The 23874-nt window shown below is 48.3% G+C and carries 18 protein-coding genes and 1 tRNA gene; 4 read left to right on the forward strand and 15 right to left on the reverse strand.

All coding sequences use genetic code 11. From position 1 onward, the window contains the following. Positions 1-159: 159 nt before the first annotated feature. From rlmH to yycF, 7 genes are all read right to left on the reverse strand, one after another. Positions 160-639 carry a 23S rRNA (pseudouridine(1915)-N(3))-methyltransferase RlmH gene (gene rlmH, locus D1831_RS06925; RefSeq protein ID WP_125072207.1) on the reverse strand — a complete coding sequence of 160 codons (480 nt, stop codon included), beginning with the start codon at positions 637-639 and terminating at the stop codon, positions 160-162. 632 nt (positions 640-1271) lie between these two features. Next, positions 1272-2537 carry a S1C family serine protease gene (locus tag D1831_RS06930; protein ID WP_125072208.1) on the reverse strand — a complete coding sequence of 422 codons (1266 nt, stop codon included), beginning with the start codon at positions 2535-2537 and terminating at the stop codon, positions 1272-1274. Positions 2538-2649: 112 nt separating this feature from the next. Further along, a complete protein-coding gene (locus D1831_RS06935) occupies positions 2650-3465 on the reverse strand; it encodes an MBL fold metallo-hydrolase (protein ID WP_125072209.1) in 816 nt (271 codons plus the stop codon). 160 nt (positions 3466-3625) lie between these two features. Further along, positions 3626-4492 (reverse strand): two-component system regulatory protein YycI, encoded by an 867-nt coding sequence (locus D1831_RS06940; RefSeq protein ID WP_125072210.1) that lies wholly within the window; start codon positions 4490-4492, stop codon positions 3626-3628. Positions 4493-4504: 12 nt separating this feature from the next. Then, positions 4505-5830, reverse strand: coding sequence for a YycH family regulatory protein (locus tag D1831_RS06945; protein WP_125072211.1), 1326 nt, complete (start codon positions 5828-5830; stop codon positions 4505-4507). Then, a complete protein-coding gene (gene walK / locus D1831_RS06950; protein ID WP_125072212.1) occupies positions 5811-7685 on the reverse strand; it encodes a cell wall metabolism sensor histidine kinase WalK in 1875 nt (624 codons plus the stop codon). The genes D1831_RS06945 and walK overlap by 20 nt, the downstream gene beginning before the upstream one ends. A gap of 13 nt (positions 7686-7698) precedes the next feature. After that, positions 7699-8406: a response regulator YycF gene (gene yycF / locus D1831_RS06955; RefSeq protein ID WP_125072213.1), complete on the reverse strand. Its 708-nt coding sequence runs from the start codon at positions 8404-8406 to the stop codon at positions 7699-7701. Between the two features lie 343 nt (positions 8407-8749). On the opposite strand from yycF, the gene D1831_RS06960 reads away from it, so the two are divergent. The 4 genes from D1831_RS06960 (at position 8750) to pgmB (ending at position 13050) form a co-directional block, all read left to right on the forward strand. Beyond that, a tRNA-Lys gene (locus D1831_RS06960) sits at positions 8750-8822 on the forward strand. A 174-nt stretch (positions 8823-8996) separates the two neighbouring features. Further along, positions 8997-9428 carry a pyridoxamine 5'-phosphate oxidase family protein gene (locus D1831_RS06965; RefSeq protein ID WP_125072214.1) on the forward strand — a complete coding sequence of 144 codons (432 nt, stop codon included), beginning with the start codon at positions 8997-8999 and terminating at the stop codon, positions 9426-9428. Positions 9429-9643: 215 nt separating this feature from the next. Next, complete coding sequence (locus tag D1831_RS06970) at positions 9644-12367, forward strand: glycoside hydrolase family 65 protein (RefSeq protein WP_125072215.1); 2724 nt, start codon at positions 9644-9646, stop codon at positions 12365-12367. Positions 12368-12378: 11 nt separating this feature from the next. After that, positions 12379-13050: a beta-phosphoglucomutase gene (pgmB, locus tag D1831_RS06975; protein WP_125072216.1), complete on the forward strand. Its 672-nt coding sequence runs from the start codon at positions 12379-12381 to the stop codon at positions 13048-13050. A gap of 156 nt (positions 13051-13206) precedes the next feature. Here pgmB and D1831_RS06980 read toward each other — a convergent pair whose 3' ends face one another. The 8 genes from D1831_RS06980 to D1831_RS07015 all read right to left on the reverse strand — a co-directional run bounded on the left by D1831_RS06980 (position 13207) and on the right by D1831_RS07015 (position 23806). Further along, positions 13207-13974 carry a Cof-type HAD-IIB family hydrolase gene (locus D1831_RS06980; RefSeq protein ID WP_125072217.1) on the reverse strand — a complete coding sequence of 256 codons (768 nt, stop codon included), beginning with the start codon at positions 13972-13974 and terminating at the stop codon, positions 13207-13209. Between the two features lie 409 nt (positions 13975-14383). After that, positions 14384-16009, reverse strand: a complete 1626-nt coding sequence (locus D1831_RS06985) for a peptide ABC transporter substrate-binding protein (RefSeq protein ID WP_125072218.1) — start codon at positions 16007-16009, stop codon at positions 14384-14386. Between the two features lie 380 nt (positions 16010-16389). Then, positions 16390-17634, reverse strand: coding sequence for a glutamate-5-semialdehyde dehydrogenase (locus D1831_RS06990; RefSeq protein ID WP_125072249.1), 1245 nt, complete (start codon positions 17632-17634; stop codon positions 16390-16392). A 28-nt stretch (positions 17635-17662) separates the two neighbouring features. Beyond that, complete coding sequence (gene proB / locus D1831_RS06995; RefSeq protein WP_179950303.1) at positions 17663-18451, reverse strand: glutamate 5-kinase; 789 nt, start codon at positions 18449-18451, stop codon at positions 17663-17665. A 29-nt stretch (positions 18452-18480) separates the two neighbouring features. After that, positions 18481-19707 carry an MDR family MFS transporter gene (locus D1831_RS07000; RefSeq protein WP_125072220.1) on the reverse strand — a complete coding sequence of 409 codons (1227 nt, stop codon included), beginning with the start codon at positions 19705-19707 and terminating at the stop codon, positions 18481-18483. 176 nt (positions 19708-19883) lie between these two features. Beyond that, a complete protein-coding gene (dnaB, locus tag D1831_RS07005) occupies positions 19884-21314 on the reverse strand; it encodes a replicative DNA helicase (protein ID WP_125072221.1) in 1431 nt (476 codons plus the stop codon). A gap of 15 nt (positions 21315-21329) precedes the next feature. Further along, complete coding sequence (gene rplI / locus D1831_RS07010) at positions 21330-21782, reverse strand: 50S ribosomal protein L9 (RefSeq protein ID WP_125072222.1); 453 nt, start codon at positions 21780-21782, stop codon at positions 21330-21332. Between the two features lie 11 nt (positions 21783-21793). Further along, positions 21794-23806 carry a DHH family phosphoesterase gene (locus tag D1831_RS07015; RefSeq protein ID WP_125072223.1) on the reverse strand — a complete coding sequence of 671 codons (2013 nt, stop codon included), beginning with the start codon at positions 23804-23806 and terminating at the stop codon, positions 21794-21796. Positions 23807-23874: the final 68 nt, after the last annotated feature.

Consider the following 23874-nt stretch of genomic DNA (forward strand, 5'->3'; position numbering starts at 1 on the left):
TTTATAAATAAATCACTTTATTTTAATACAGATTCACAACACGTATAGTTGTTATTTACGATTTACCTACCGTTTCCAATAGCTATTCACAGCACAAGTGCCTTACCTTTGTACGCATCCCAAATCCATGCATACCAAGGAATTACGGTACTTTTAGCTTCACTTATGATACGGCGACCCAATATTTATCATAAACGCTCGGTACACCTGCTCCGACAGCACCAGCCGCATTAACTGGTGGGGTAGCGTGAACTTTCCAAACGAGATCTGGGTATCGGCCCGGTTTAACACTTCTGGCGCTAATCCCAACGAACCGCCAATTACAAAATCAATGTCGCTGTGGCCGTAAGTCGTCAGCTTATCAATTTCAGCGGCGAATTCCTCACTCGTTCGCTCCTTACCCTTGATAGCGAGCGCGTAAACGTAATCGCGGTCCTTAATCTTTTCAAGGATTCGACCGCCTTCCTTTTCCATCACGTTAGCCATCTCTGCGTTACTTAACGACTCCGGAGCCTTTTCATCCGGGACTTCGACAATTTGGAATTTTGCAAATTTACTCATCCGTTTCGCATATTCCGCAATCCCCTGTTTAAAATACTTTTCCTTTAATTTACCAACACAGATAATTTTGATGTTCATGATTTCCCACCTTTACACAAGTTATCAACATAGTTATCCACAGGTGCATAACTCACTTCTCAACATATTGTGTTGAACGAACGTTCGCCACAATATTTATTTACACCCCATTTGTCAAGTCCGACCCGACTTATCCACAGTTTTCCACCGCAACATTCGTTCGCCGGGTTCGGTTACAAACCCCATTATATCAGGTATCTTGCAAACAAAAAATATTTTTTTGAATTTGAATCCACAGGCTTGGTTTCTGCTTGTGGATAACTTTTGAACAAGCTTAATTCCTACCGTTGCGCCTGTTAATAAACGGTCTAGATATTGATCCGTTTTTATCCCCGAAGTTATCCACACTTTTCCACAATCTTAAAACTTGCAAAAAATGGTCGGTTGTATTCTGATTAATTTCGTTCGGATTTTAAATTGGCCGTAGCGGTTTCATCGTTGATTTTAACGCTGAATGAAAATTCGTTCTTCGGTTTTTCACGTTTTGACCCCTTTTAGGCCCAATTCCTCCGCCGGATAAGCTTACCAATTACTGATAATCCCGATTTAGCCACGCTCATTGCCCGTACCAGTATAAAAAAAGTGCGTTTGAATGCTCATCACATTCAAACGCACTTATGAAAACTTCATTTTTAGTTGCTCTGTTTATTTAACGTTTTGGTAGTTTCGGTCAACTTCATGTTGGTCGACTTCAGCTTCCCGTTATGGTAATACTTCACACTGACCGTATCGTTAACGGAGTGCTCGTACAAGGCCGTCCGCAAGGTTGCTAAGCTGGTAATCTTCTTACCACCCAATTCGGTAATGACGTCGTACTTGCTAATGCCCGCGGTCTTGGCTGGTGAACCGGAGTAGGTCTTCATTACGACGACCCCTTTCGTCACGCTCGTTGGCAATTTCAAGACGGACTTGCGGTCACTCTGCGAGATGTTGGACAGGTTATAAGTGGCGACCCCTAAGGCTGGCCGTACCACTTCACCGTTCTTCACGAGTTCGTTGATGATCTTCACGACTTCGTTACTTGGAATGGCAAAGCCCATCCCTTCAACACTCGTCCCGGAACTATCGGAAGACAACTTCATCGAGTTGATCCCGATTACTTGGCCGGCTAAGTTAAATAACGGCCCACCGGAGTTCCCGGGGTTGATGGCGGCGTCAGTTTGAATAACTGAAGCGTAACCGGTTTGCTGACCCGACGTATTGGTCGTGGCCACGGTCCGCTTCTTCGCGGAAATGATTCCTTCCGTTAAGGTCGTCGCGTAGTTGGAACCTAACGGGGACCCAATGGCTAGGGCCGTTTCCCCAACCTCGATGCTGCCAGAATCACCGAAACTAGCGGTCTTGGTAACCTTGGCCGAGTTGATCTTTAAAACGGCTAAGTCGGTAACGGAATCGGTCCCGACAAGCTTGGCCGTTAACTTGGTCCCGTCGCTCATGATGACCCGGACCGCGTTTGAACCGCTGACCACGTGGTTGTTAGTGACGATGTAAGCGGCGTTCCCGCTCTTCTTATAGATCAGACCGGAACCTTCACTATATTCCTGTAACTTACTGTTAGAACTAGAGCTGGAACTGGAATCGCTGCTATCCGACGAACCGTCGTCACCGCCTAAAATCCCACTCCAACCGCTAGACGTACTCTGTTTTTGTAAATTAATTACCGATACCACGGCAGCCTTATTATTTTTGTAAACCTTAGTGGCTTGGGAGCTAACGTTAACCTTAACGTTAGCCGTGGAAGTCGAACCCGACTTGTTGGAGCCGGTTGGTACACTGGTAGTTGACGTGGTGACGTTATTATTTTGGAAATAATTAATGCCACCATAGGCCGCACCCCCACCGATTAAACCGGCGACCAGCGCGGTAACTGCAACTTTGATCAATGATTTATTGGCCATAATGACGCGTCGAAACGCGATCCCTCCCTACTAGTACTGATTTTTAAGTTCTATTTTAGCTAACAATTATGATTTTTCTATGACTGAAAATTAGTGGAAATATTAAATCAGCTTAGAGGGTCACCAATTTTGTCGCTTGTTCGGGTTCCGTATCGTAAAGCTGAAAATCATGTTCGACCCCGAAGTCGTGTTCTTTCATCATCGACGCCACCGTTAAATGGGCCAGCGACTTCATATTATTGTCCTGACTCCGATGCCCCAGGTAGATCCGCTTAGTGTGCCGGCCGATCACGTCCATTAAGGCGTTGGCACCGTCCTCGTTGGACAAGTGCCCCTCGTCACCAATGATCCGTTGCTTCAGCGGCCACGGGTAGCGGCCCATCCGCAACATTTCCAAGTCGTGGTTACATTCAAACAAGTAACCGTCGGCGTCGCGAATCACGCCTTCCACGTGTTCAGAAACGTAACCAGTGTCTGTAATGATCACGAATGACTTCCCGGCGTGGTGTAATTCGTAAAATTGAGGTTCGGCTGCGTCGTGGGAAACGCTAAAGGATTCCACGTCAAGGTCTCCCAACCCGAGCGTCGTGTTAGGATCAAAAACGTGACATAGTTCGGGCGGTACTTTCCCAATTTTATGGGCCATCGCGTCCCAAGTCCCCTGGTTAGCGTAAACGTCTAAGCCGTACTTACGTGCTAGGATTCCCGCTGAATGGCAGTGGTCGGTATGTTCGTGGGTGACGAATAGGCTGTCGACCTCGTTAATGTCACGGCCAATCGATGCCATCAAATTGGTAATTTTTTTACCGCTGAGACCAGCGTCGACCAGTACCTTATGTTCGGGCGTTTCAATGTAGGTTACGTTGCCGGTACTGCCGGACGCTAAAACGCTCACTTTCATTTCATCTGTTGCTAACTTTAATACCATTATTAGGTTCTTCCCATCTCTGAAATCCGCTACTATCTTAATATGATACACGCTTTTAACAGGCTTGAAAAGTAAGCACTCCGCTTACCGGCGTTTTTCAAAATTGGTCTAAAAAAGGTTCGGTTGCTTTCACAATCGAACCTTATTCAATCCATTAGCGTTATTCACCGTTCCAAACCATACCAGCCGCCGTATCCAGCGTAGCCGTTTCGTTTTCCGTAGAACTCGTCGTGCTCCCACTCTTCATCGACGCCCCGGTAAAGGCGTTGATGCGGTGCAGACTCACGTTGGAACTATTTTTACTCCGGACCGCGAAGATCCAGGTCGGCACGTACACGCTGCTGTCCTTTAATTTCAGCAGCCGCGAATATCCCAGCCGGCCCCACACGATCCGTGAGTTATTCGAAACTTGATTATACTGATACAACGCCACGAGGGCCTTTTTTTCACTGATCGTCACGGCCTTTTCCCGCAACGTTTTAACGTTATTGACGTAACTCTGCGTATAACCGGTCAACTGATTATTTTTATTGACTAGCAGGTGGACCTGACCCGTCCCCGTCAAAATCTCGCCATCCGCGACTTTCTGAACAAACACGTAGTCGCCGCTGGACGACAAGGCCGCGTCGTACACGTACTCGTCACCGTGGATCACATTGGACGGTTGTTTCATAAACGTCGTTAACTCGGCTTTCAGGTTCGTCGTATCCATGTCGCGGGCCGTCCGTAACGTACTCGTCAACTTACCGGTACTTTGGATTCGAGTCGTCTGTTCAGTTAACTGACTCAAATGTTGCTTTAACCCACTTTCGTTGTTACCGGCAATGTAATACCCGGTGCTTTCCTTCGTGTCGGGATTTTTAAAACTAATGTTATCCGCACGCATTTCACTAATAATGGTTGTCGCCGTATCGCTGGACGATTTGGTCGAAGTGGTCGAACTCGTTTGCACAAACATGAATGCTAAGAAAACGTCCAGCACCACAAATGCAATTAAGAAAATCCACTCAATTTTCCGAAAATTCATGCGTCCGCCCCCTTAAGATCCGCTCAGCATCGACGTGTACGTTCGCCAATTACCATTGTAGTAAACGTAATACGTCGGCGTCAGGTCGATCACTAGTTTGGATGACTTGTTTTGTGACCACTGGTAGCCCAGTTCAATACTACCGATCTTACTATTCTTATAGCCCGCCGCGATCAGCTTCTTCAAAACGCTGGTGGAGCTTGGCAACGTCACGGACTGCTTGTTACCCGTTGTCGGTACCGGAACTTGCAGGCTGTACAACGAGAAGTAGTAGCGGTCCAACCCGTTCGCCGTTAACTGAATGCGGACGTCGCCGTTTTCCGTCTGGTTAAAGATCGGGAAACCTTCAACGTAACTGCGGTAAATCACACTGCTACTAGTTGAATCGTAACCGTAGTAGCGGATGTTATCCATCGGCACACCTAACGAGACTAGGTACTTATAACTCTTCTGCAACTGGCTCGTAAACGACATCTTCCGGGTATCACCGGAATCACTATAATCTTCAAAATACACCGTTCCCAGTTTCGGGTTAACGGTCATCCGTTTAAAACTCCCGGTCGTATATTCCTGCTTGCCACTCCGATTATGCACGGAAACCGTTGAATTACCGTCCGCGTCTAATAACCGGTTCGCAATTTCACTGGCGGCGGACTTGCTCATCAAATAGCTGTACTGCTGCATTTTAACCGGTTCAGCGTAATCTAAGTAGGTCGCGTTTGCTTCGTAGGTCATCTTAACGGTAATCGCCTTGACCTTATCAGCCGCCAACACTTGACTGAGTGACTTTAGTGATTTTTTCTGTAAACGAACGCTGTAAATTTCATGGTGGTTATCATTTAACAAATACAAGTGGTCGGTATCGTGGATTGGAATCACGATGCGGCTAAATTCTGACGACCGAAAATTCCGCAGGTTCTGATTAAAGACGGTGTTAAACATACTAACCGTCACACTGTCCGGAAAGTTCAAGACGTACGAATCCTCCCCGTTCAGCAGTGCCGTGTAGCTCTTGGCCGAGGTCACCCGAACCTTCGAAATACTGCGGGCGTCCCACTTACTGATCTGCTCTTTAAACTGGCTGACTAAACTGACATTCTTATTGATCAACAGGGCCTGTTTACCCTTAGAATCGGTTTGGATCAGCTGGGTCGGCAAATAAATATCGTCAACCGTCCGCGTCGCTAACGTTGAGTTCGACGACGTGGTACTGACCTTACTTTCCCGTTCGTAACGCGACGGGTTCATCCAGATATAGACCGACAAACCAACACTCAGGAGCACCAGGATGGTGAGTATGGTCGGTAAAAGTAAACGTCTAACCTTGTGCGTCGTCATCCCAAAGATCCTCCTCTTCATAAGGTTCGTAGGGCAGCGAAATGTAGAACGTCGAGCCCTTGCCTTCTTCACTATCGACCCAGATTCGACCGCCTAGCATTTGAACAACTTCCTTAGAAATTGCCAAACCAAGACCAGTCCCGCCCTGAGCCCGCGAACGAGCCTTATCGACCCGGAAGAAACGGTCAAAGACGTGGTTTAGATCGGCCCGCGGAATCCCTAAGCCCTGGTCACTAATACTAATAATGACCTGGTTATGAGTCTCTAATAGTCGACAGGTAACGACCCCGCCATCCGGTGAGTACTTAATGGCGTTATTCATAATATTATCCAACACTTGGGTAAACTTATCGGTATCGATTTCTACCCAGAGGTCCCGCTTAGTAAATTCACGTTTAATGGTGTAATACTTAGCCGGATTATCATCCTTTTTCAGGATCATATCAAAGCGGTTTAAGACGTAGTTAAATAGCTCGTTAATGTTGACGAGTTCCATATCGACCCGGGTCGTTCCGGAATCCATTCGTGATAGGCTCAACAGCTCGTTGATCATCCGAATCATCCGGTCGGTTTCTTCTTGGGTCACCTTTAAAAAGCCCGGTGCCACTTCGGGATCCTTCCACGCACCATCACTTAAGGCTTCAATGTAACTCCGTAAACTCGTTAACGGCGTCCGTAACTCGTGCGACACGTTAGAAACGAACTGTTTACGGTCATTATCGATCTTTTGTTGTTCAGTAACGTCGTGCAGCACACAGACCAGACCACTAATAAACCCGGACTCCCGTTGAATTAGCGAGAAGTAGGCGTTGAGGATCAAATCACGGTCGTTTGACGAAAAGTCCAGCATCAATTCATCCTGGTTCTCAATCAAATCCCGCAACGAATAGTCGTCACGGATCTTCAGAACGTCTAAAATCGAGTTCCCGATGGCCTTTTCGGCACTGACGTCCACAAAATCAGAGGCCGTTTCGTTAATAATCGTAATGTTGCCCCGGCGATCGGTCGCAATCACTCCGTCACTCATATGGGACAAAACACTATCTAGACGGCGGCGTTCCGCTTCGGTTGATTCCTGGGACTCTTCGACCCGGATCGACAAGTTATTAATGGCCTTGGCCAACTGTCCCAACTCATCGTCACTGTAGACTCGCACCTGCCCAGCATAGTCGCCGCGCGCGATTCGTTGCGTTTGTTGTTTCATTTCTTCGATTGGACGGGTAATTGCCCGGGCAATAATAATGGCAATGCCTAGCCCGAGCACCATCGCCACTAGTGACGCGGCCACAAAGATCCCCATGATGGTGTTAATGGTGCTGTAAACCGACTTCATGTTCGCCCGAACGTACAGGACCCCCACTAACTGACTATTGTTACCCGTCGAGCTGGACGTATACAACGGTACGATTGAAATGTAATAACGGCCGTTATTTTGGGTGTCATAAGTGTTTTTAGTGTAGGAACGATTATTATAAATGGCGTTTTTAACGTTGCGGTCGGTTGTTTTTTGACCCACAACACTCTGGTCATTAACGTCGTTCGTTCCCCGAATGGTCCCCTTACTATCAACGACTCGAATTTCATCAATATTCGTGTAGTTATAGTTCGAGAGGATCGTCTTGATTTGTGCATTCGCCTTCGTGGTGTTACTGGAGGATAACTGTTCCGCTAACGAATTATCAACGTACGTTGGAATCTGGACTGTTGATTTGAATTGACGGATATTGGTCGATTCCAACTGCCGGACAAAAATTGCCCCGACGATTTCCAACGTGATCAGTAGCAGCAGCGCAAAGACTAACGCAATCTTAAAATTAATCGACTTAAAAAAGTTTTTCCGTTTAAATCTCAACACGGCTTAACAACCTCTACTCATTTTCAGGATTGCGCAGGTAGTAACCGACCCCCCGGCGCGTAACTAGCCATTTCGGGTGACTCGGGTTGTCTTCAACCTTTTCCCGCAACCGCCGGACCGTTACGTCAACCGTGCGCACGTCACCAAAGTAGTCGTAACCCCAAACCGTTTGTAGCAAGTGTTCCCGCGTCATGACTTGGCCAATGTGTTGTGCCAGGTAGTGTAATAATTCAAACTCCCGGTGCGTTAGTTCAATATTTTCACCGCGTTTTGAAACCATGTAGGCTTCCGGGTGGATGACCAAATCACCGATCTCAATGTCGGAATTTTCTTCCACTTCAGCCGGTTGGGCCGCCGGTGCCCCTTGCCGCCGCAAGTTGGCCTTGACCCGGGCAACTAATTCACGATTAGAAAACGGCTTCGTAACGTAATCATCGGCACCAAGTTCCAGTCCGAGGACCTTATCCAGCTCTGAATCCTTAGCCGTAACCATGATAATGGGCATATCGTAGTTTTTACGTACTTGCCGAGCAACTTCCAGACCGTCCATCTTAGGTAACATTAAGTCCAACAAGATCAAGTCGGGGTGCACTTCGTCAACTTTTTGCAACGCTTCTTCACCGTCGGCTGCGACGTGAACTTCGTAACCTTCTTTGGTTAAGTTAAATTTCATAATGTCGGAAATTGGTTTTTCATCATCAACTACTAAGATTTTTTTCATAACGATTCTTCCTCCTTAGGGGAAAACAGGTTCATTTTAAGTTTATTTGGGTGGTTCTTCGATAAATTACGGAAATTCATAAAATCTTTTCCGCGTCAGGTGGGCTGTTATAATTTTCAGCACTGTTTTTAGTATATCACAAATAACGTGAGCTTTCTTTGAAGGTAATCCGCGTGGCCGTAGTATTTCCCGGGAAATTTTATGTTCGTTTAAGTAACCGCTGCCACCATCTTTTTGATAAAAAAGCGGCCTTTTTGAAAAAAAATTCAAAAATAGTATTGTCAGAACTCAAAATCCATGATATTATATTTTTCGTTGAGTTGTTACGAACTAACAACGACATGGGCAGTTAGCTCAGCTGGCAGAGCAACGGACTCTTAATCCGTGGGTCCAGGGTTCGATCCCCTGACTGCCCATAACAAACCATTAATCAGTTTTCACGCCGTGATTATCCACCGTGAAAGCTGATTTTTTTATACACTTTTTTACATCTATATACACATCGGGACCGAATCCTTTCCGTCTAAAAATCATAACGTATGACATTCACCCCCAATTCGCGCATACTACTGCTAAGGGGGTGTTCACCCATGCAACACACGACGCGTCAGACCGCGCTACACTTAATCCAGACGGCCCCGGTCTTTACCCTCGCAACGGTCGACCCCAACGGTTTTCCAACCATGGTGGCATTAAGTCCGTTACCTACCCGTCGGCGTTTAGAAGAACTATTCTTCTATACCAGCCGTCAAACCACGACGGCCCAAAACCTTCAGACTAGTAAACGTGCCAGTCTGTTTTGTTACAACTTACACGATTATTCCTCGGTCATGTTGCGCGGACGACTCAGCTTAGCGGGGACCGACGCTTTTGACCAGGATTGGCACTTGGAACTAAACGCGTTTCAGCGCCGACTCGCTTATAAGGACCCGGTCATCCTGCGCTTTCAAACGAATGCCGTTAAAGTGCGTCAAATGATGACGATGGACCACTTAGAATTATTAGACCAGCCACTAGATTAACGTACTGATCAACTGGACCGCTGCGGCACCCGCCAAGCGGTCCAGTTTTGTTCGTTCACTTTTAAAAACGTTCCCGGCTTTTGCCAGTCAGCGCGCGGGTTCACGCCGCATTGTTTGCAGGCTTTCTGAAAAGAGACTAGGCTAATATTAGGACGATTATTTTCTTTCCTATGTATGTTGCTATTTTTTAGTAACCAATTAAGGAGTGTGAACTAATGCAACTGATTAGATTACGAATTGAAAATGACGCGATGGATATTTCCTACCATCCCGCTCCCGACCAACCGGCAACGGCCCACTATTTAATTGCCTATAATCCGGAACAGAGCATCGGTGAAAACCTCGAAAACATCAAGGTCCGGCTAGCCGGACTGAAATTTGACGCCGCGGTGCTTGATAACGGTCTGGATTACCCGTTTTCCGATACGATCGTTGGGGTTAACTACGACCGCATCGACGTTGGTTTAGCGTTAACAAACCTGTTAAACATTCCGGTCGTCAGTCAGACCACCGTACGTCGACTCGGGCTTGTCAAAGCCGTTCAAGAGAAGGCCCACTACCTTCGCTGGCACCTGGACTACTACGGCCAGTACCACGGCGTTCGCAACAACGGCCAGGAAGCCATGTTGACCGTCGGTAACGGCTACTTTGGTTTACGCGGGGCCTTTTTGGAAAGTCACGCCGATAAAGATAATTACCCCGGAACCTACGTTGCGGGGGTTTTTGACCAGCAAACGACCAAGGTCCACGACCACGACGTCACCAACGAAGACTTGGTCAACCTCCCCAACGCCCAATTTATGACTTTTGGGGTTGATCACCAGACGCCCTTTACCATCAACCATCACGACTTGCAAGACGTTTACCGCAGTCTGGACCTCAAGACCGGTATCCTAACGACGACCAAAATCATCCAACTCGCTTCCGGTCACCAGCTCCGCGTTAAATCCCAAAAGCTTGCCAACATGCACGACTGGCACCGTTACAGCATTCGCTATCAGGTAACGCCCATCAACTTTTCGGGTTCGTTACAAATCTATTCCGAAATTGATGGAAGCGTTGTCAACAGTAATGTAAGTCGGTATAATGTTTTTGACCAGCAACACCTCCACACGCTCGGCATTGAGTCCCACGCCGACACCGTGTTCCTGTCCGGACAAACACGGACTTCCCACGTTAACTACACGTTGGGCGCCAAGCTAAGTAGTCCGGACATTAAGTCTTTAGGGGCCTTTGACAGTCAGCAGCAGCCTCAAGGCGTCCGGCAGACCGTTTCGTTAGCCGTTCAAGCTGGTCAAACCTATACGTTTGATAAGAATGTCGTCATTGCCACCAGCAACGCTCAGGATGATCCCCAACTGAAAAAAGTGCGTGCTGAGTTAAACCAGTCCAGTTTTGACAACACGGTCAAAGCCAGCACGGCATACTGGGCGCAAACCTGGCAGGCTGCGGACATCCGTGTCCAGGGCGACATTACGAGTCAACGCATGTTGCGGGTCAACGTTTACCACAGTTTCGTATCCGCAGCCGCCGTTGAGAGCGGACAGTTAGACGCTTCCGTTGGGGCCCGGGGCTTACATGGCGAAGCCTACCGGGGCCACGTTTTCTGGGACGAAATGTTCATTTTACCGTTCTACACCTTGCACCGCCCAGAACTCGCTAAGCAACTACTGTTATACCGCTACCGCCGACTTCCCGCTGCCCGTCAAAACGCAACGGACGCGGGCTTTAACGGTGCGATGTACCCGTGGCAATCCGCGCATAAGGGGGACGAACAGTCCCAATTTACGCACTTGAATCCCATCACTAAAACGTGGGATCCCGACAACAGCCGGTTACAGCGTCACGTTTCGTTAGACATCGCTTATAACGTCTGGTTTTACTACCACGCTACCCGTGATCAGGATTTTCTGAACCGTTACGGGATGGAAATGCTGCTTTCGATTGCTGCGTTTTGGATCAGTAAGGCCAAGTATGATCAGCAAACGGGGCGTTACAGTATCAGTGGTGTCATGGGACCCGATGAATTCCATGAAAACTACCCCAACAGTACCGACCCCGGCCTAACCAACAACGCCTACACCAATATCATGGTCACGTGGCTCTTTAGCACCATTAAAGCGCTGCGGGCGACCCTCAGCGACCACGCTTATCAACAAGCGGCGCAGGCCGCTAACTTTAGCGCGGTGCAGGCTGACCAAATGGAGACCATTAGTCATAAATTAACGTTAGAGATCAACCACAGCGGCGTGATCGCCCAGTTTGCGGGTTACTTTAACTTACCGACGCTGGACTTTCGCAAGTACCGGCAAAAGTATGGCAACATTGCCCGAATGGACCGAATCTTAAAAGCCGAGGGCAAAACCCCCGACGCTTACCAAGTTGCCAAACAGGCCGACGCCCTAATGGCCTTTTATAACTTTGACGTGCCGACCGTTCAAAACCTGATCAAAACCATGGGGTACCAGCTCCCGAAAGAGTATCTGACCCATAATATTCAGTACTACTTGGCGCGGACGACCCACGGTTCAACGCTGTCACGCATCGTGTACGCCGTTTTAGATCAACTGGATGAAAACTACGACGACGCTTGGCAACTCTTCTCAGAGGCGCTGGTTTCCGACTATTACGACATTCAGGGCGGCACGACCGCCGAAGGAATCCACCTCGGCGTCATGGGTGCCACACTGACCTTAGCGACCCGCAATTTTGGCGGTGTTAGTCCGTTAGGCAATCACCTAACCGTTAACCCGCAACTACCCGATCAGTGGTCAAACTTGCACTTCAAGCACCTATTTCAGGGCGTACACTACGACTTTGACGTGACCCAACAAGCGGTCCGCGTTGTTGCCGACCAGTCGCAGGAGATTCAAGTTGCTGGTAAAACTTATCAATTAAAACCGAATAAACCACTAACCGTGGCCTACGTGAATAACTAGGAGGAACCACCATGACAAAATTTGCAGCGATTAAAGGATTTGTATTCGACTTAGACGGGGTCATTACCGATACCTCGGTCTTTCATAGTCAAGCTTGGCACCAAGTGGCCGACAAGGTCGGCGTTAAGTGGGATGACACGCTGGCCGACGCTTTAAAGGGCATCAGTCGCATGGATTCCCTTAACCTGATCTTAGCTAAGGATCACAAGGAAAATGATTTTACCGAAGAAGAAAAGGTCGCCCTCGCTACCGAAAAAAACGATAACTACTTAAAACTCGTTAACCAGATGACGCCGGCAAATATTTTACCCGGCATTCAAGCCTTTCTGGAAGACTTAAAAGCTCAGGGTTACTTGCTCTCGCTGGCTTCAGCGTCCAAAAATTCACCGTTAGTTTTGAAAAAATTAGGTTTGAGTGATTACTTCACGAAGTCGGTCGACCCAGCTAGTTTAAAGCACGGTAAACCGGATCCTGAAATCTTCCGCCGGGGCGCAGAAATCCTGAATCTGGATCCTGCCGCTTGCATTGGTGTAGAAGACGCCGCGGCCGGGGTCCAATCCATCAACGGTGCCGGTGAAACGTCCATTGGTATCGGTGACCCCCAAGTGTTAGCCGCCGCTGACATTAACTTTACCGATACGGCTCAGCTGACCTTAGCCAACATTAAGGCCGCTTTAGACTAACCAGTTCGCTGATATCAGCACCAAAAACAGCGTGTGCCAAAAGTCGGTTAGCCGTTAAGCGGAACCAGCTGACTTTGGGCACACGTTTCGACAATAATTGTGCGGAGATAAAACAGAGGCTGTGACTTTTGTCACAGCCTCTGTTTTTTGAATCAGTTAAATCAAATCAAAGTGTTTTAACCCCTGAGTGATCCCACCGTGCATGTTGTCAGCCGTCACGTAGGCCGCCATCTTCTTCACAACGGGATTACCGTTACCCATGGCAATCGGCGTTTGAACGGACGCAAACATTTCGACGTCGTTTAACTCGTCGCCAAAACCGTACGTGGGGACGTTGGTTAAATGGGCTTTCGTCAAGATATCGTGAATCCCGACCGCCTTTGAAACTCCCCAGGCCATCGTGTCGAAGGCCCGCGGATTATTCCGAACAAAACTGAGGTGACCACGGTAACGGTTTAAATACTGCGTTCCCGCCATCGGTTCAAACGTGAGTAAGAAGTTAATGGCGTGCCGGCGGTAAAAATCCGGCTGGACTTGGGCGGTTTGTTTTAAAACACGGTAATTTTTAACCGTTAAAGCATCGCGGTGACTTAACGCAAAACCGGCGTTATTATAGTAAGCCAAAGCGGTCTGCTGGCGGTTAGCAAAGTGGGTCATGTCAGTCAAAATGGCCTTATCAATGGCGTGTACGGATAAGAAATGGCCCTGATAAGCCACGTAACTCCCATTTGCACTCACGATTGAATCGATCCCGGTCGTTTGCATAATATCAGCCACTTCAAAGACGTTGCGCCCGGTCGCAATAACGGGTAAAACGTGGTTGGCTTTCAATTGCTGAATGGCGGCCACACTACTAGGTGCAACCGTCTTATCATCCCGCATCAGCGTTCCGTCTAAATCAAAAAATACGACTGCTTGGTACAAATAAAGACCTCCTAATTAGTATGATTCCAATCAAACGGTTGGTTACCCTTATATTATAACGCCGACTGACCCGTAACGGGGCGGACCCTCCCCGAAGGTCCCTGAAGCCACCAAAAAAAGCCATGACCAATCAAGGAAAGTCATGACTTTTTCTACGTCTCTTAAGGATCGACGGGGATACTTCCTAATGACATAATCGCGGGGTGCTGATTAAGAAGTACACCTATAATATACAAAGCTAGCCCTTTCATCACTATCAATTTCGTGTAAATTTTTCAACAAATTTGCAAGTTAACTAGTCAAACCGGTCTTTTTATGAAAAACGTTCGCTGGCCTTTCAATCCGATGAGGCGTCAAAAAAGAATCACCCGCACCGCGTGCACGTGATCCTTGATTGCTTGACACCACTCTATTTCCAATAAGCGTACCGGTACAGTGCGTCCCGGAGAATCGTGAAGTGTACCCCACCGACCTTATTACTGATCAAGTGCGCGGCAGCCGTTTGATACAACGGGGTGACCCCCTGTTTAGCCGCGACCATCTTAGCGGCTTGTTGCATCGTCTGGTAGCGGTCCACTTTGCTCTGATTCCCCGCCGTAATGGTTTTGATCAACTGTTCGTACTGCGAATCGTTAAACTTACCGAAGTCTACCGAATTAGTGATCGACGCCTTATTCAGAAAATCAACCGGGTCCTGGAAATCACTCGACCATGACAGGGTGGCAAAATCAAAGTCGCCCTTGCTCAAAGTTGAAATTTCATTCGTTAGCGGTACCGACTTTACGTTGACCGTCACACCCTTTAGATTCTTTTCAATGGCAGCCTGGATGTATTCCGCTACCGACTTATTAATATCATTGTCATTCGTTAATAGTTGCAACGTTAGTTTTTGTTTCCCTAAGCTGGCCTGGGCTTTTTTCCAATACTGCTTGGCTTTCGTCGGATTGTACGGATACAAATTACCGGTGTCCGCGTTAAAGTCCTTACCAGTTGTCGGGTTCTTCGTATTCCCCGTTGGAACTAGCGACGTCGCCGCTACCGAACCGTCCTTTAGCACGTTCTTAACGAGGGACTGCCGGTTCATGGCGTAACTGACCGCCTGTCGTAACGCGGTATTTTTTAAGGCCGTCCGTTTTTGATTCCACAGCATGAAGTACAGCTGGTTTAACTTTGTGATCTTCAACTGCTTCTTTAAGGCTCCCTGTTGCGCGTTAGCCACCTGGGTCCCGGTAATCTGGGTCACTTGAACCGCGTTACTTTCAAACAAGTTCTGCGCGGTCGTATTGGTCTTGACCGTTTGGACTTTCACGTTCTTAATGTGCACGGTCTTTTTATCATAGTAGTACGGATTTCGACTGTATTTCCAAGTATCGTTAGTTCCGTTCCAGCCCTTCAAAACGTACGGGCCGTTCGAAAGGGTCGTTTTAGCCGACGTTCCGTATTTATTACCGTACTTTTCCGTAAATTGCTGATTTAATGGGTAAATTTCGGTTGCCAACCGGTAGTTAAAATACGGCACTTTTTGCGCCAACGTAATTTGAAGCTTGTACTTACCGATTGCCTTAGCTCCCAACGTTGACACCGCCTTTTTACCGGCCGTGATCGCCGTGGCATTTTTAATCTCCGCGACGTGCCCCACTTCCTGCGACTTAGTCTTGGGGTTGACTTGGCGCTGCAACGAATAAACAAAATCCGCCGCCGTTACGGGCTTGCCATTGGCCCACTTCGCATTGTGCCGGAGGTTGAAAGTGTAAGTCTTCCCCCCGTTAGTCGGCTGCACGACCTTCGTAGCAATCGCCGGAACAATTTTACCCTGACCGTTAGTCGTGTACAGGCCCTCCATAAACTGTGCAATGGCCGCCTGACTAGCAATGTCGTCCGCCTTATTCGGGTCCGCCGTTGCAATCGATTGCGTGGCGGTCACCGTTAGCGTCTTGTTTGCGTTACTTTTAGAGCTTGATTTGGCGCCACAACTGGCTAATACCAGTGTCAGTGCCACAATCCCCGTTGAACTTAACCATTTATTGATTTTCATTTTGCCACTCCTAGCTAAAAATTAATGTGTCGGTCGTCACTTTCAGCGACAACAACACATTTTTGGAAGGCCCCCGTTATCCATGATTGAGCGCAAATACGCGGATTGTTGTTTTCGTTGCTTGTTCATAGCTCAACGCCTCCCTAATTTTTAACCAGGGCCACCACTCAAAAATTAGAAAATAATGGCTTTTTGGTTAATCTTAGGTTAGTCCAGTGGTTTACAGTTGTCAATCTTTATTTAGCTTTACGCCTAAAAAAATAAGCGTGGCCCAAGCTTTGTTTAGCTTTAGCGCAAAAAAGCCCATAAATCACCCAACTTATTTGGCGTAATTTATGAGCTTTAAAGTTTTTTTCACGTGCGTTAAGACGCTTTAAACATTACTGGCGGACTTGCCCGTTACCGTCGATCACGTACTTGTACGACGTTAACTCGGCTAGTCCCATTGGTCCACGGGCGTGTAATTTCTGCGTTGAAATTCCAATTTCGGCACCGAAACCAAACTCGAATCCGTCGGTAAAGCGGGTCGAAGCGTTGATATAAACGCAGGCGGCGTTGATCCGTTGTTGGAAAACTTTTCCCGCCTGGTAATTATCAGTCACGATGGCTTCTGAATGCTGTGTATTGTAGTGGTTAATGTGGGCAATGGCCGCCGCTTCGGAGTCCACCACCTTAATGGCGATGATCAGGTCATTGTACTCGGTTCCCCAATCGGCTTCCGTTGCGGGAATAACGTCACTAACGATGGCCCGGGTAGCTGCATCCCCCCGCACTTCAACCCCGTTATCCCGTAACGCCTTCACGATGGTTGGTAAGTAAGCCGCCGCCACGTCTTTATGGATCAAAACTTTTTCGGTCGCGTTGCAGACGGATGGCCGCTGGACCTTACCGTTAATAATAATATCGGTGGCCATTTTTAACTGGGCATCCTTGTCCACGTAAACGTGGCAATTACCGGCGCCGGTTTCAATAACCGGGACGGTCGCCTTTGTTAAAACGGTTTGAATCAGGCGGGCACTTCCACGGGGAATCAACACGTCCACGTAGTCGGTCAGTTGCATAAACTTGCCGGCCGTTTCGTGGGACGTATCCTGAATCAGCTGAATAGCATTTTCGTCCACGTTTTCCGCTTTTAAAGCACTACGGAGCACTTTAACTAGGGCTTGGTTGGAATGCAACGCTTCCTTCCCACCCCGCAAAATTACCGCGTTACCGGTCTTAAAACAGAGGGCGGAGGCGTCAACGGTCACGTTCGGGCGCGCTTCAAAGATCATGCCGATGACCCCCAGTGGGACCCGTTCCTTTGCAATCGTTAACCCGGCTTCGTTGCGCCAAGCGCGGTCGACGTTACCGATTGGATCCGGCAGTGCCGCCACCTGCTTTAACCCGGTCGCCATTGCGGTGATCCGGTCAGCAGTCAGTTTCAAGCGGTCAATAAACTTGGCCAACACTTGCGGGTTCTCTAGGTCCCGCGCGTTAGCAGCTAAAATTGCGTCCTGCTGGTCCGTTAACGCCCGGGCCATGGCAAGTAACACGTCGTTTTTTTTCGTCGTTGAAAGCAGTCCCAGCGTGTAACTTGCTTGCTGAGCCTGTTGACCAAGCTGATTTAAATCAGCGGTTGCCATTTCCATGATTGATTCCTCCTAAATTAGTTTAACCAAACAGCGTCCCGACCGGTTCACCAGCTAAGATTTGAAAAATAATAGCCGGGTCTTTCCCGTTCGCTAGGATCATTTGGCCGTCAGCTTTGAGCATCCGTTCCGCCGCTTTGAGTTTCGTGACCATGCCGCCCGTTCCAAAGCGGCTGCCGCTTCCTCCAGCCAATTCGTACGTCCGGTGATCGACCTGCTCAACGTGGGCCAGTAGCTGTGCCTTAGCGTCCGCGTTGGGATTACCGTTATAAAAGCCGTCGATATCCGATAACATGATCAGTAGGTCGGCCCCAATATTGGTTGCCACGATGGCGGACAACTGGTCGTTATCACCAAATTTTGTTTCGTGGTCCAGTTCGTCGACCGCCACCGTATCATTTTCATTAACGATGGGAACCACGTTTTGGGCTAACAGCGCGTCAAAGGTGTTTAGCACGTTCCGGTGACTCTTCGGGTAAACGAAGATGTCGCGGGTTAACAACACCTGCCCGATTTTTTGTTCATAAATTGCAAACCGTTCCTTATAGATCGAGATCAATTCGGTTTGTCCAATTGCCGCAATCGCCTGCTGTTCTGGAATCGCTTTGGGGCGCTGCTTGAGTCCCATGTAGTTTAACCCGACCCCGATGGCCCCGGAGGAAACCAGTACCACTTCACGGCCCCGGTGGCGCATCGCACTAATAACAAACGCTAATTGATCAATTGCGCGCAGGTTGATCGACCCATCCGGGTAAACCAGGGTACTCGTTCCAACCTTGATCACGACCCGCTTTGCGCGTAATTTTCGCATGACTTTCACTACTGCCACCAACTTCTTAATTATTTTGTTTCACGTGAAACATTATCCGTTTTAAGATCTAATTTCATATAATTAGTGGCCGCGCGCCGATTTGCGTGCACGACCCCCATATTGATTGCTAACACTATTAATAAAACCACAAATGCTAATAAAAACAAAGCCTTGTACGACCAATTGTCAATAATGACCCCGCCGAACAACGGTCCAAGTGAGCGGCCAAGCGCACTAAAGGCTTGAACTAACCCCTGGTAACGGCCCTTCGCCGCGATCGGAGACAACTGGCTGACCAGCGTCGGCATCGCTGGTGACCAGGTAGCTTCCCCAATTGTCAGTAAAACCATTGCAAAAATAAAGTGGGCGTAGTCGTGCGCGCTAACTAGGGAAAGAAACGATAGCCCCACAAACAGCATGCCGAAGAAAAACTGGTAGTACAAATTTTTGATGCGGTCGCCCAGTAAGCTTAAAATACTTTGAATCAGCACTAACAAGCCGGCATTGATCGTCCATAAAAAGCTGTAGTTGCGTAACGGCATTCCCAAGTTAGTCATGTAAACCGACAAGTTGCTGACCCATTGTTCGTACAGTAGCCAAATGATGAACAGGCTAATAAAGAAAGTCCACACCATCCGAAAATTCGCCTTCGGTAGTTGAATATCACTAGCCTGCCGGGGGTCAACACCGGTAACGTTGGAAGAGTCCACGTTATATTCAAAGAGCGCAATCACCAGAAAAATAACGAATAGTCCGGTCGTCATGGAGAACAACAACCGCATTCCCATGCTATAAACAATTCCCACAAACATGGTCCCGAAAACCACACCTAAATTAGCTGCTAAGTACATTAACGTAAACGTTCGCCGTACCTTATCACGCGGAACGCTGGCTGCTAAGGCGTTAAACATGGTATTGAGCCAGCCGGCGGCAAACCCGGTCACCACTAATAAGATTGGGTACCAGGGCCAGCTATGTAGAAAAATCAGCATAAAATTGGCACTCCCGTTTAACACGATCCCCATTAACAACAGGTAGTACGGATTACTGCGGTCAAAAATGCGGCCCCCAAGCGTACTAGCCAAAACGTTTGCGACCGAGTTAAGCAGGAGGACGATCCCCGTTTCCGTCAACGACTTTCCCAAAACGTTGTGCATGTAAATGGTCGTCAACGGCCAAATAAAACTCATCCCGATGTTGTTCATAAACTGCCCGGCAATTAGCCAGGGTGTTGCGATTACTTGTTTACGTGCCATGGCACCACCACCCCGTGATCATTTTAATCTACTTTTCATCATAGCAAAGTTTGTGAAAAATAACAGGCCACCGTTTCTTAGTTCCCTCCACAACGTGACCACTAAATTTCCCTTGCTTACGAAAAAACGACCGTCCAGAAAACCCTGAACGGTCGTTTTGATCACCCCGATACCTCTTAACCCGGCTGTTGCGGGTCCTGGGCGTAGGAAACCGACGAGAACTTATTGAACGGTTTAACGAACAGTAATTTAACGGTTCCCCGGGCCCCGGCACGGTTCTTTTCAATAATTACTTCAACTTCACCAACGTCTTCGGAAGCGTCCTCGTCACGCGGGTCACCCCCGTTGAAGTCACCGCCACCGCCGCCGAAATTACCACCGTCATCGTCATCATCTTCCGAACGGTAATAATCTTCCCGGTAAAGGAAGGCCACGATGTCGGCATCTTGTTCAATCGATCCGGATTCACGAATATCAGACAGCACCGGTCGCTTATCTTGGCGTTGTTCCACGCCCCGGGAAAGTTGGGACAATGCGATAACCGGAATGCCTAATTCCTTGGCTAGCTTTTTCATTTGCCGTGAAATTTCGGAAACTTCCTGTTGCCGACTCTCCGTGTTGCCGCCTTCGATCAGTTGCAAATAATCGACCACGATCAAACCCAGGTTGCCCTGTTCCTTCGCCAACCGCCGACTCTTAGCTCGAATTTCGGACATTTTGATTCCGGGGGTGTCGTCGATGAAAATGCTGGCCTTGGATAAACTCCCCATGGCCACCACCAAGTGTTCCCACTCTTCTTCGTTCAACTGCCCGGTCCGTAAATGACCAGCGTCGATACTCCCTTCCGCACACAGCATCCGGTTAACTAACGACTCGGCCCCCATTTCCAAACTAAAAATGGCGACGGTTGTGTCCGTCTTCGTGGCCACATTTTGCGCAATGTTTAACGCAAAGGCGGTTTTCCCAACGGCCGGCCGCGCGGCTAAAATGATCAAGTTGTCCGGTTGCAGCCCGGCGGTCATTTTATCCAGTTCCGTAAAACCGGTCGGCAAACCGGTAATGTCATCGTCATTTTGGTATAACCGGTCGATTTCTTCAATTGAAGCGTTTAAAACGTCGTTGATCGACTTAAAACCACTCTGGTTACGCTGCTCCGAAACGTTCATGATGTCACGTTCGGCGTCGTCTAACAACGTTGTCACGTCATCATTTTCGGTATACGCCTTTTGCGTAATTTCGGTCGCCGTTTTGATCAACCGCCGTACCGTCGCTTTTTGCGCCACGATTTTGGCGTAGTAGCCAGCGTTAGCCGCCGTCGGAACGGAACCGGCTAACTCCGCAATGTAACTCATTCCACCAACATCGTCCAACTGATTTTGGGCCGTTAACAAGTCGCTGACGGTCACCGCGTCAATCGCTTCGTCGCGGTCATTTAACGTGACCATGCTGGCAAAGATGATTTGATGTGCGCGCCGGTAAAAGTCCTGCGCTTCGACGAACTCCATGGCTTCAACGAGCGCGTCGCTGTTCAGGAAAATCGCCCCAAGGACCGCTTTTTCAGCTTCAATATTTTGTGGTGGGGTTTGATCCAGCACATCGTTGTTCATTTATGGTCCCCTTTTTTACTTTTCGATAACGTGAACGCGAATCTTAGCCGTTACTTCTGGGTGCAATTTAACCGGGACGTTCGTAAAACCAAGGACCCGAATTGGATCGGGTAATTCGATCTTACGTTTGTCCAATTTAACATTGTATTGGTCAGCTAACGCCGTGGCAATTTGCTTGCTAGGAATTGAACCGAATAACCGGCCGTCCGTTCCGGCCTTGGCCTTTAATTCCACGACCGTTTCGTCGGCTTCGAGCGCCGTCTTAGTCGTTTTGGCTTCGGCTAATTCTTCGGCCGCCTTAGCCGCTTCGTTCTTTTGTTCCGCCTTTAAAGTGGCAATGGCACTCTTGGTGGCTTCCTTAGCTAACCCCTTTTTGATCAAGAAGTTTTGCGCGTAACCATCGGGCACGTTTTTAATTTGGCCCCGTTTACCCTTACCACGAACATCGTTTAAGAAAATAACTTGCATCTTGCTCACTCCTAATTAGATTCTGGTGTTGTTTCATCCGTTGCCGTTAACAAATCCACTAGTGATTGTTTAACTTCATCAACCGATTGTCCTTCAATCTGGGTCGCGGCGTTGGACAAATGTCCGCCACCACCTAGTTTTTCCATGTAAACCTGCACGTTGATCTCACCCAGTGAACGGGCGGAGATCCCGACCCGACCGTCTTCACGGCGCGTGATCACAAAGGACGCGTCCACGCCGGACATAGATAGCAGCGAATCGGCCGCCTGGGCCGCCGTGACCGGATCATAGACTTGGTCATCTTCACCAACACACAGTGCCATATCCTGGTTCACAAATTCAACCGATTCAATCAGGTGGTTGCGTTGTAAGTAACTATCAACGTTTTCCTTCATGAACTGTTGGACTAGTAACGCATCGGCCCCGGCTGACCGGAGATAACTGGCCGCGTCAAACGTCCGTGAACCGGAACGCAGTGAGAACGACTTGGTATCGATCACGATCCCGGTCAGCATGGCCGTGGCTTCGATCTTATTGATTGGTTCCGCATCATGGGACTGGTACTCAAACATTTCGGTAATCAGTTCACAGGTTGAAGAAGCATACGGTTCAATATAAACCAAAACGGGGTTTTCTGGAAATTCTTCGCCCCGGCGGTGATGGTCAATAATCATAACCCGGTTTTCAAGCCGTTCGTAGAGCGCCTGCGACATGGAAATACTTGGTTTAGAATGGTCCGCCATAATCAGCAAACTTTGATCAGTGGCCTTTTCTAAGGCTTCTGCGGGTGAAATAATGGAAGATTCGATCTTTTCATCGGTTTTTAGCTGATCCAGTAACCGTTGAATATCGGAATGGACGTTTTGTTCGTCCAAAACGATCCAGCACTGCTTGCCGTTCATTTCGGCAATTCGCCGGAGTCCTAAACAAGCCCCGACCGCGTCCATGTCTGGTTGGTGATGACCTTGAACAAAAATCTGATCCGATTGGTTCATTAATTCTTGTAACGTCTGACTGATCATCCGGGCCCGGACCCGGGTCCGTTTTTCCATCGGATTGGTCTTGCCACCGTAGAAACGGGCCGGTTCGTCTTCGGCCTTAACGACGACCTGATCCCCACCCCGTCCGAGGGCGAGATCCATGTTGCTTTGCGCCAAGTCGGCCAAGTTATTCATGTTCCGTTCACCATAAGCAATCCCGATACTTAACGTTAACGGGAAGTTTTGCTTGGACGTCGACTCCCGGATGCGGTCTAAGATGCGGAACTTATTCTCCTCGACTCGCCGTAAGCTATTCGCGTAGCCCAGCAAGAAAAAGTGGTCGTCGTCTAACCGTTTTAAGTACATCCCAAACATTTGCGTCCACTTCGATAATTCGTTAGTGACGTAGTTGTTTAAGTTGGAAATGTCCGTATCGGTCATCGACTGGGTGATTTCATCGTAGTTATCCAAAAAGATTTGACCAATCACTAACTTTTCATCTTCGAATTGGTCCGATAACTCCGCGTACTTAGTGACGTCCATCATGTAAACCGTATTCGTACTTTGCTGGACCCGTAAGTCAAACTGGTAATCATTCCAGCGAATCGTCGCCGGCGCTTCCAGGTTTGCGTTGATGGTTGCGGCTAGCTCCGCGTCGACGTCTTCGAGTTTATAACCCAGGACGTCCTGTTCGCCAAAGTAACGTTGTAAGTACGGATTGACCCACTCAATAGTGTCGTCGGCGTTAAAAATCATGACCCCGATCGGCATTTGAATCAGGGCTTCCTGTTCGCCCCGTTTAATGCGGTACGATAAATCAGAAATGTACTCGTTAGCGCTCGAACTCAACTCGATCAACGTATTGTACGACATGAACCCCGCCATGATAATTAGAATCAGGATAATTGTCCCGAAAATCCAGTTCATTAAAAAACCGGTGACTAGGGTCACTAGCGATAAGCCCAGGATGACTAACGCTAACAGCCGTAACTGTTGATTTTGTAAGAAAAATGGAATTTTTTCGCGCGAAAAAAATTTTTTCATTTTGAAAATCCCTCAATAATTCTTCAGTAATAACTATATTTTATCACAATCCCACCGGCGCTTCAGTC

The sequence above is a fragment of the Lactiplantibacillus garii genome, assembly GCF_003885105.1.
Lineage (GTDB): Bacteria > Bacillota > Bacilli > Lactobacillales > Lactobacillaceae > Lactiplantibacillus > Lactiplantibacillus garii.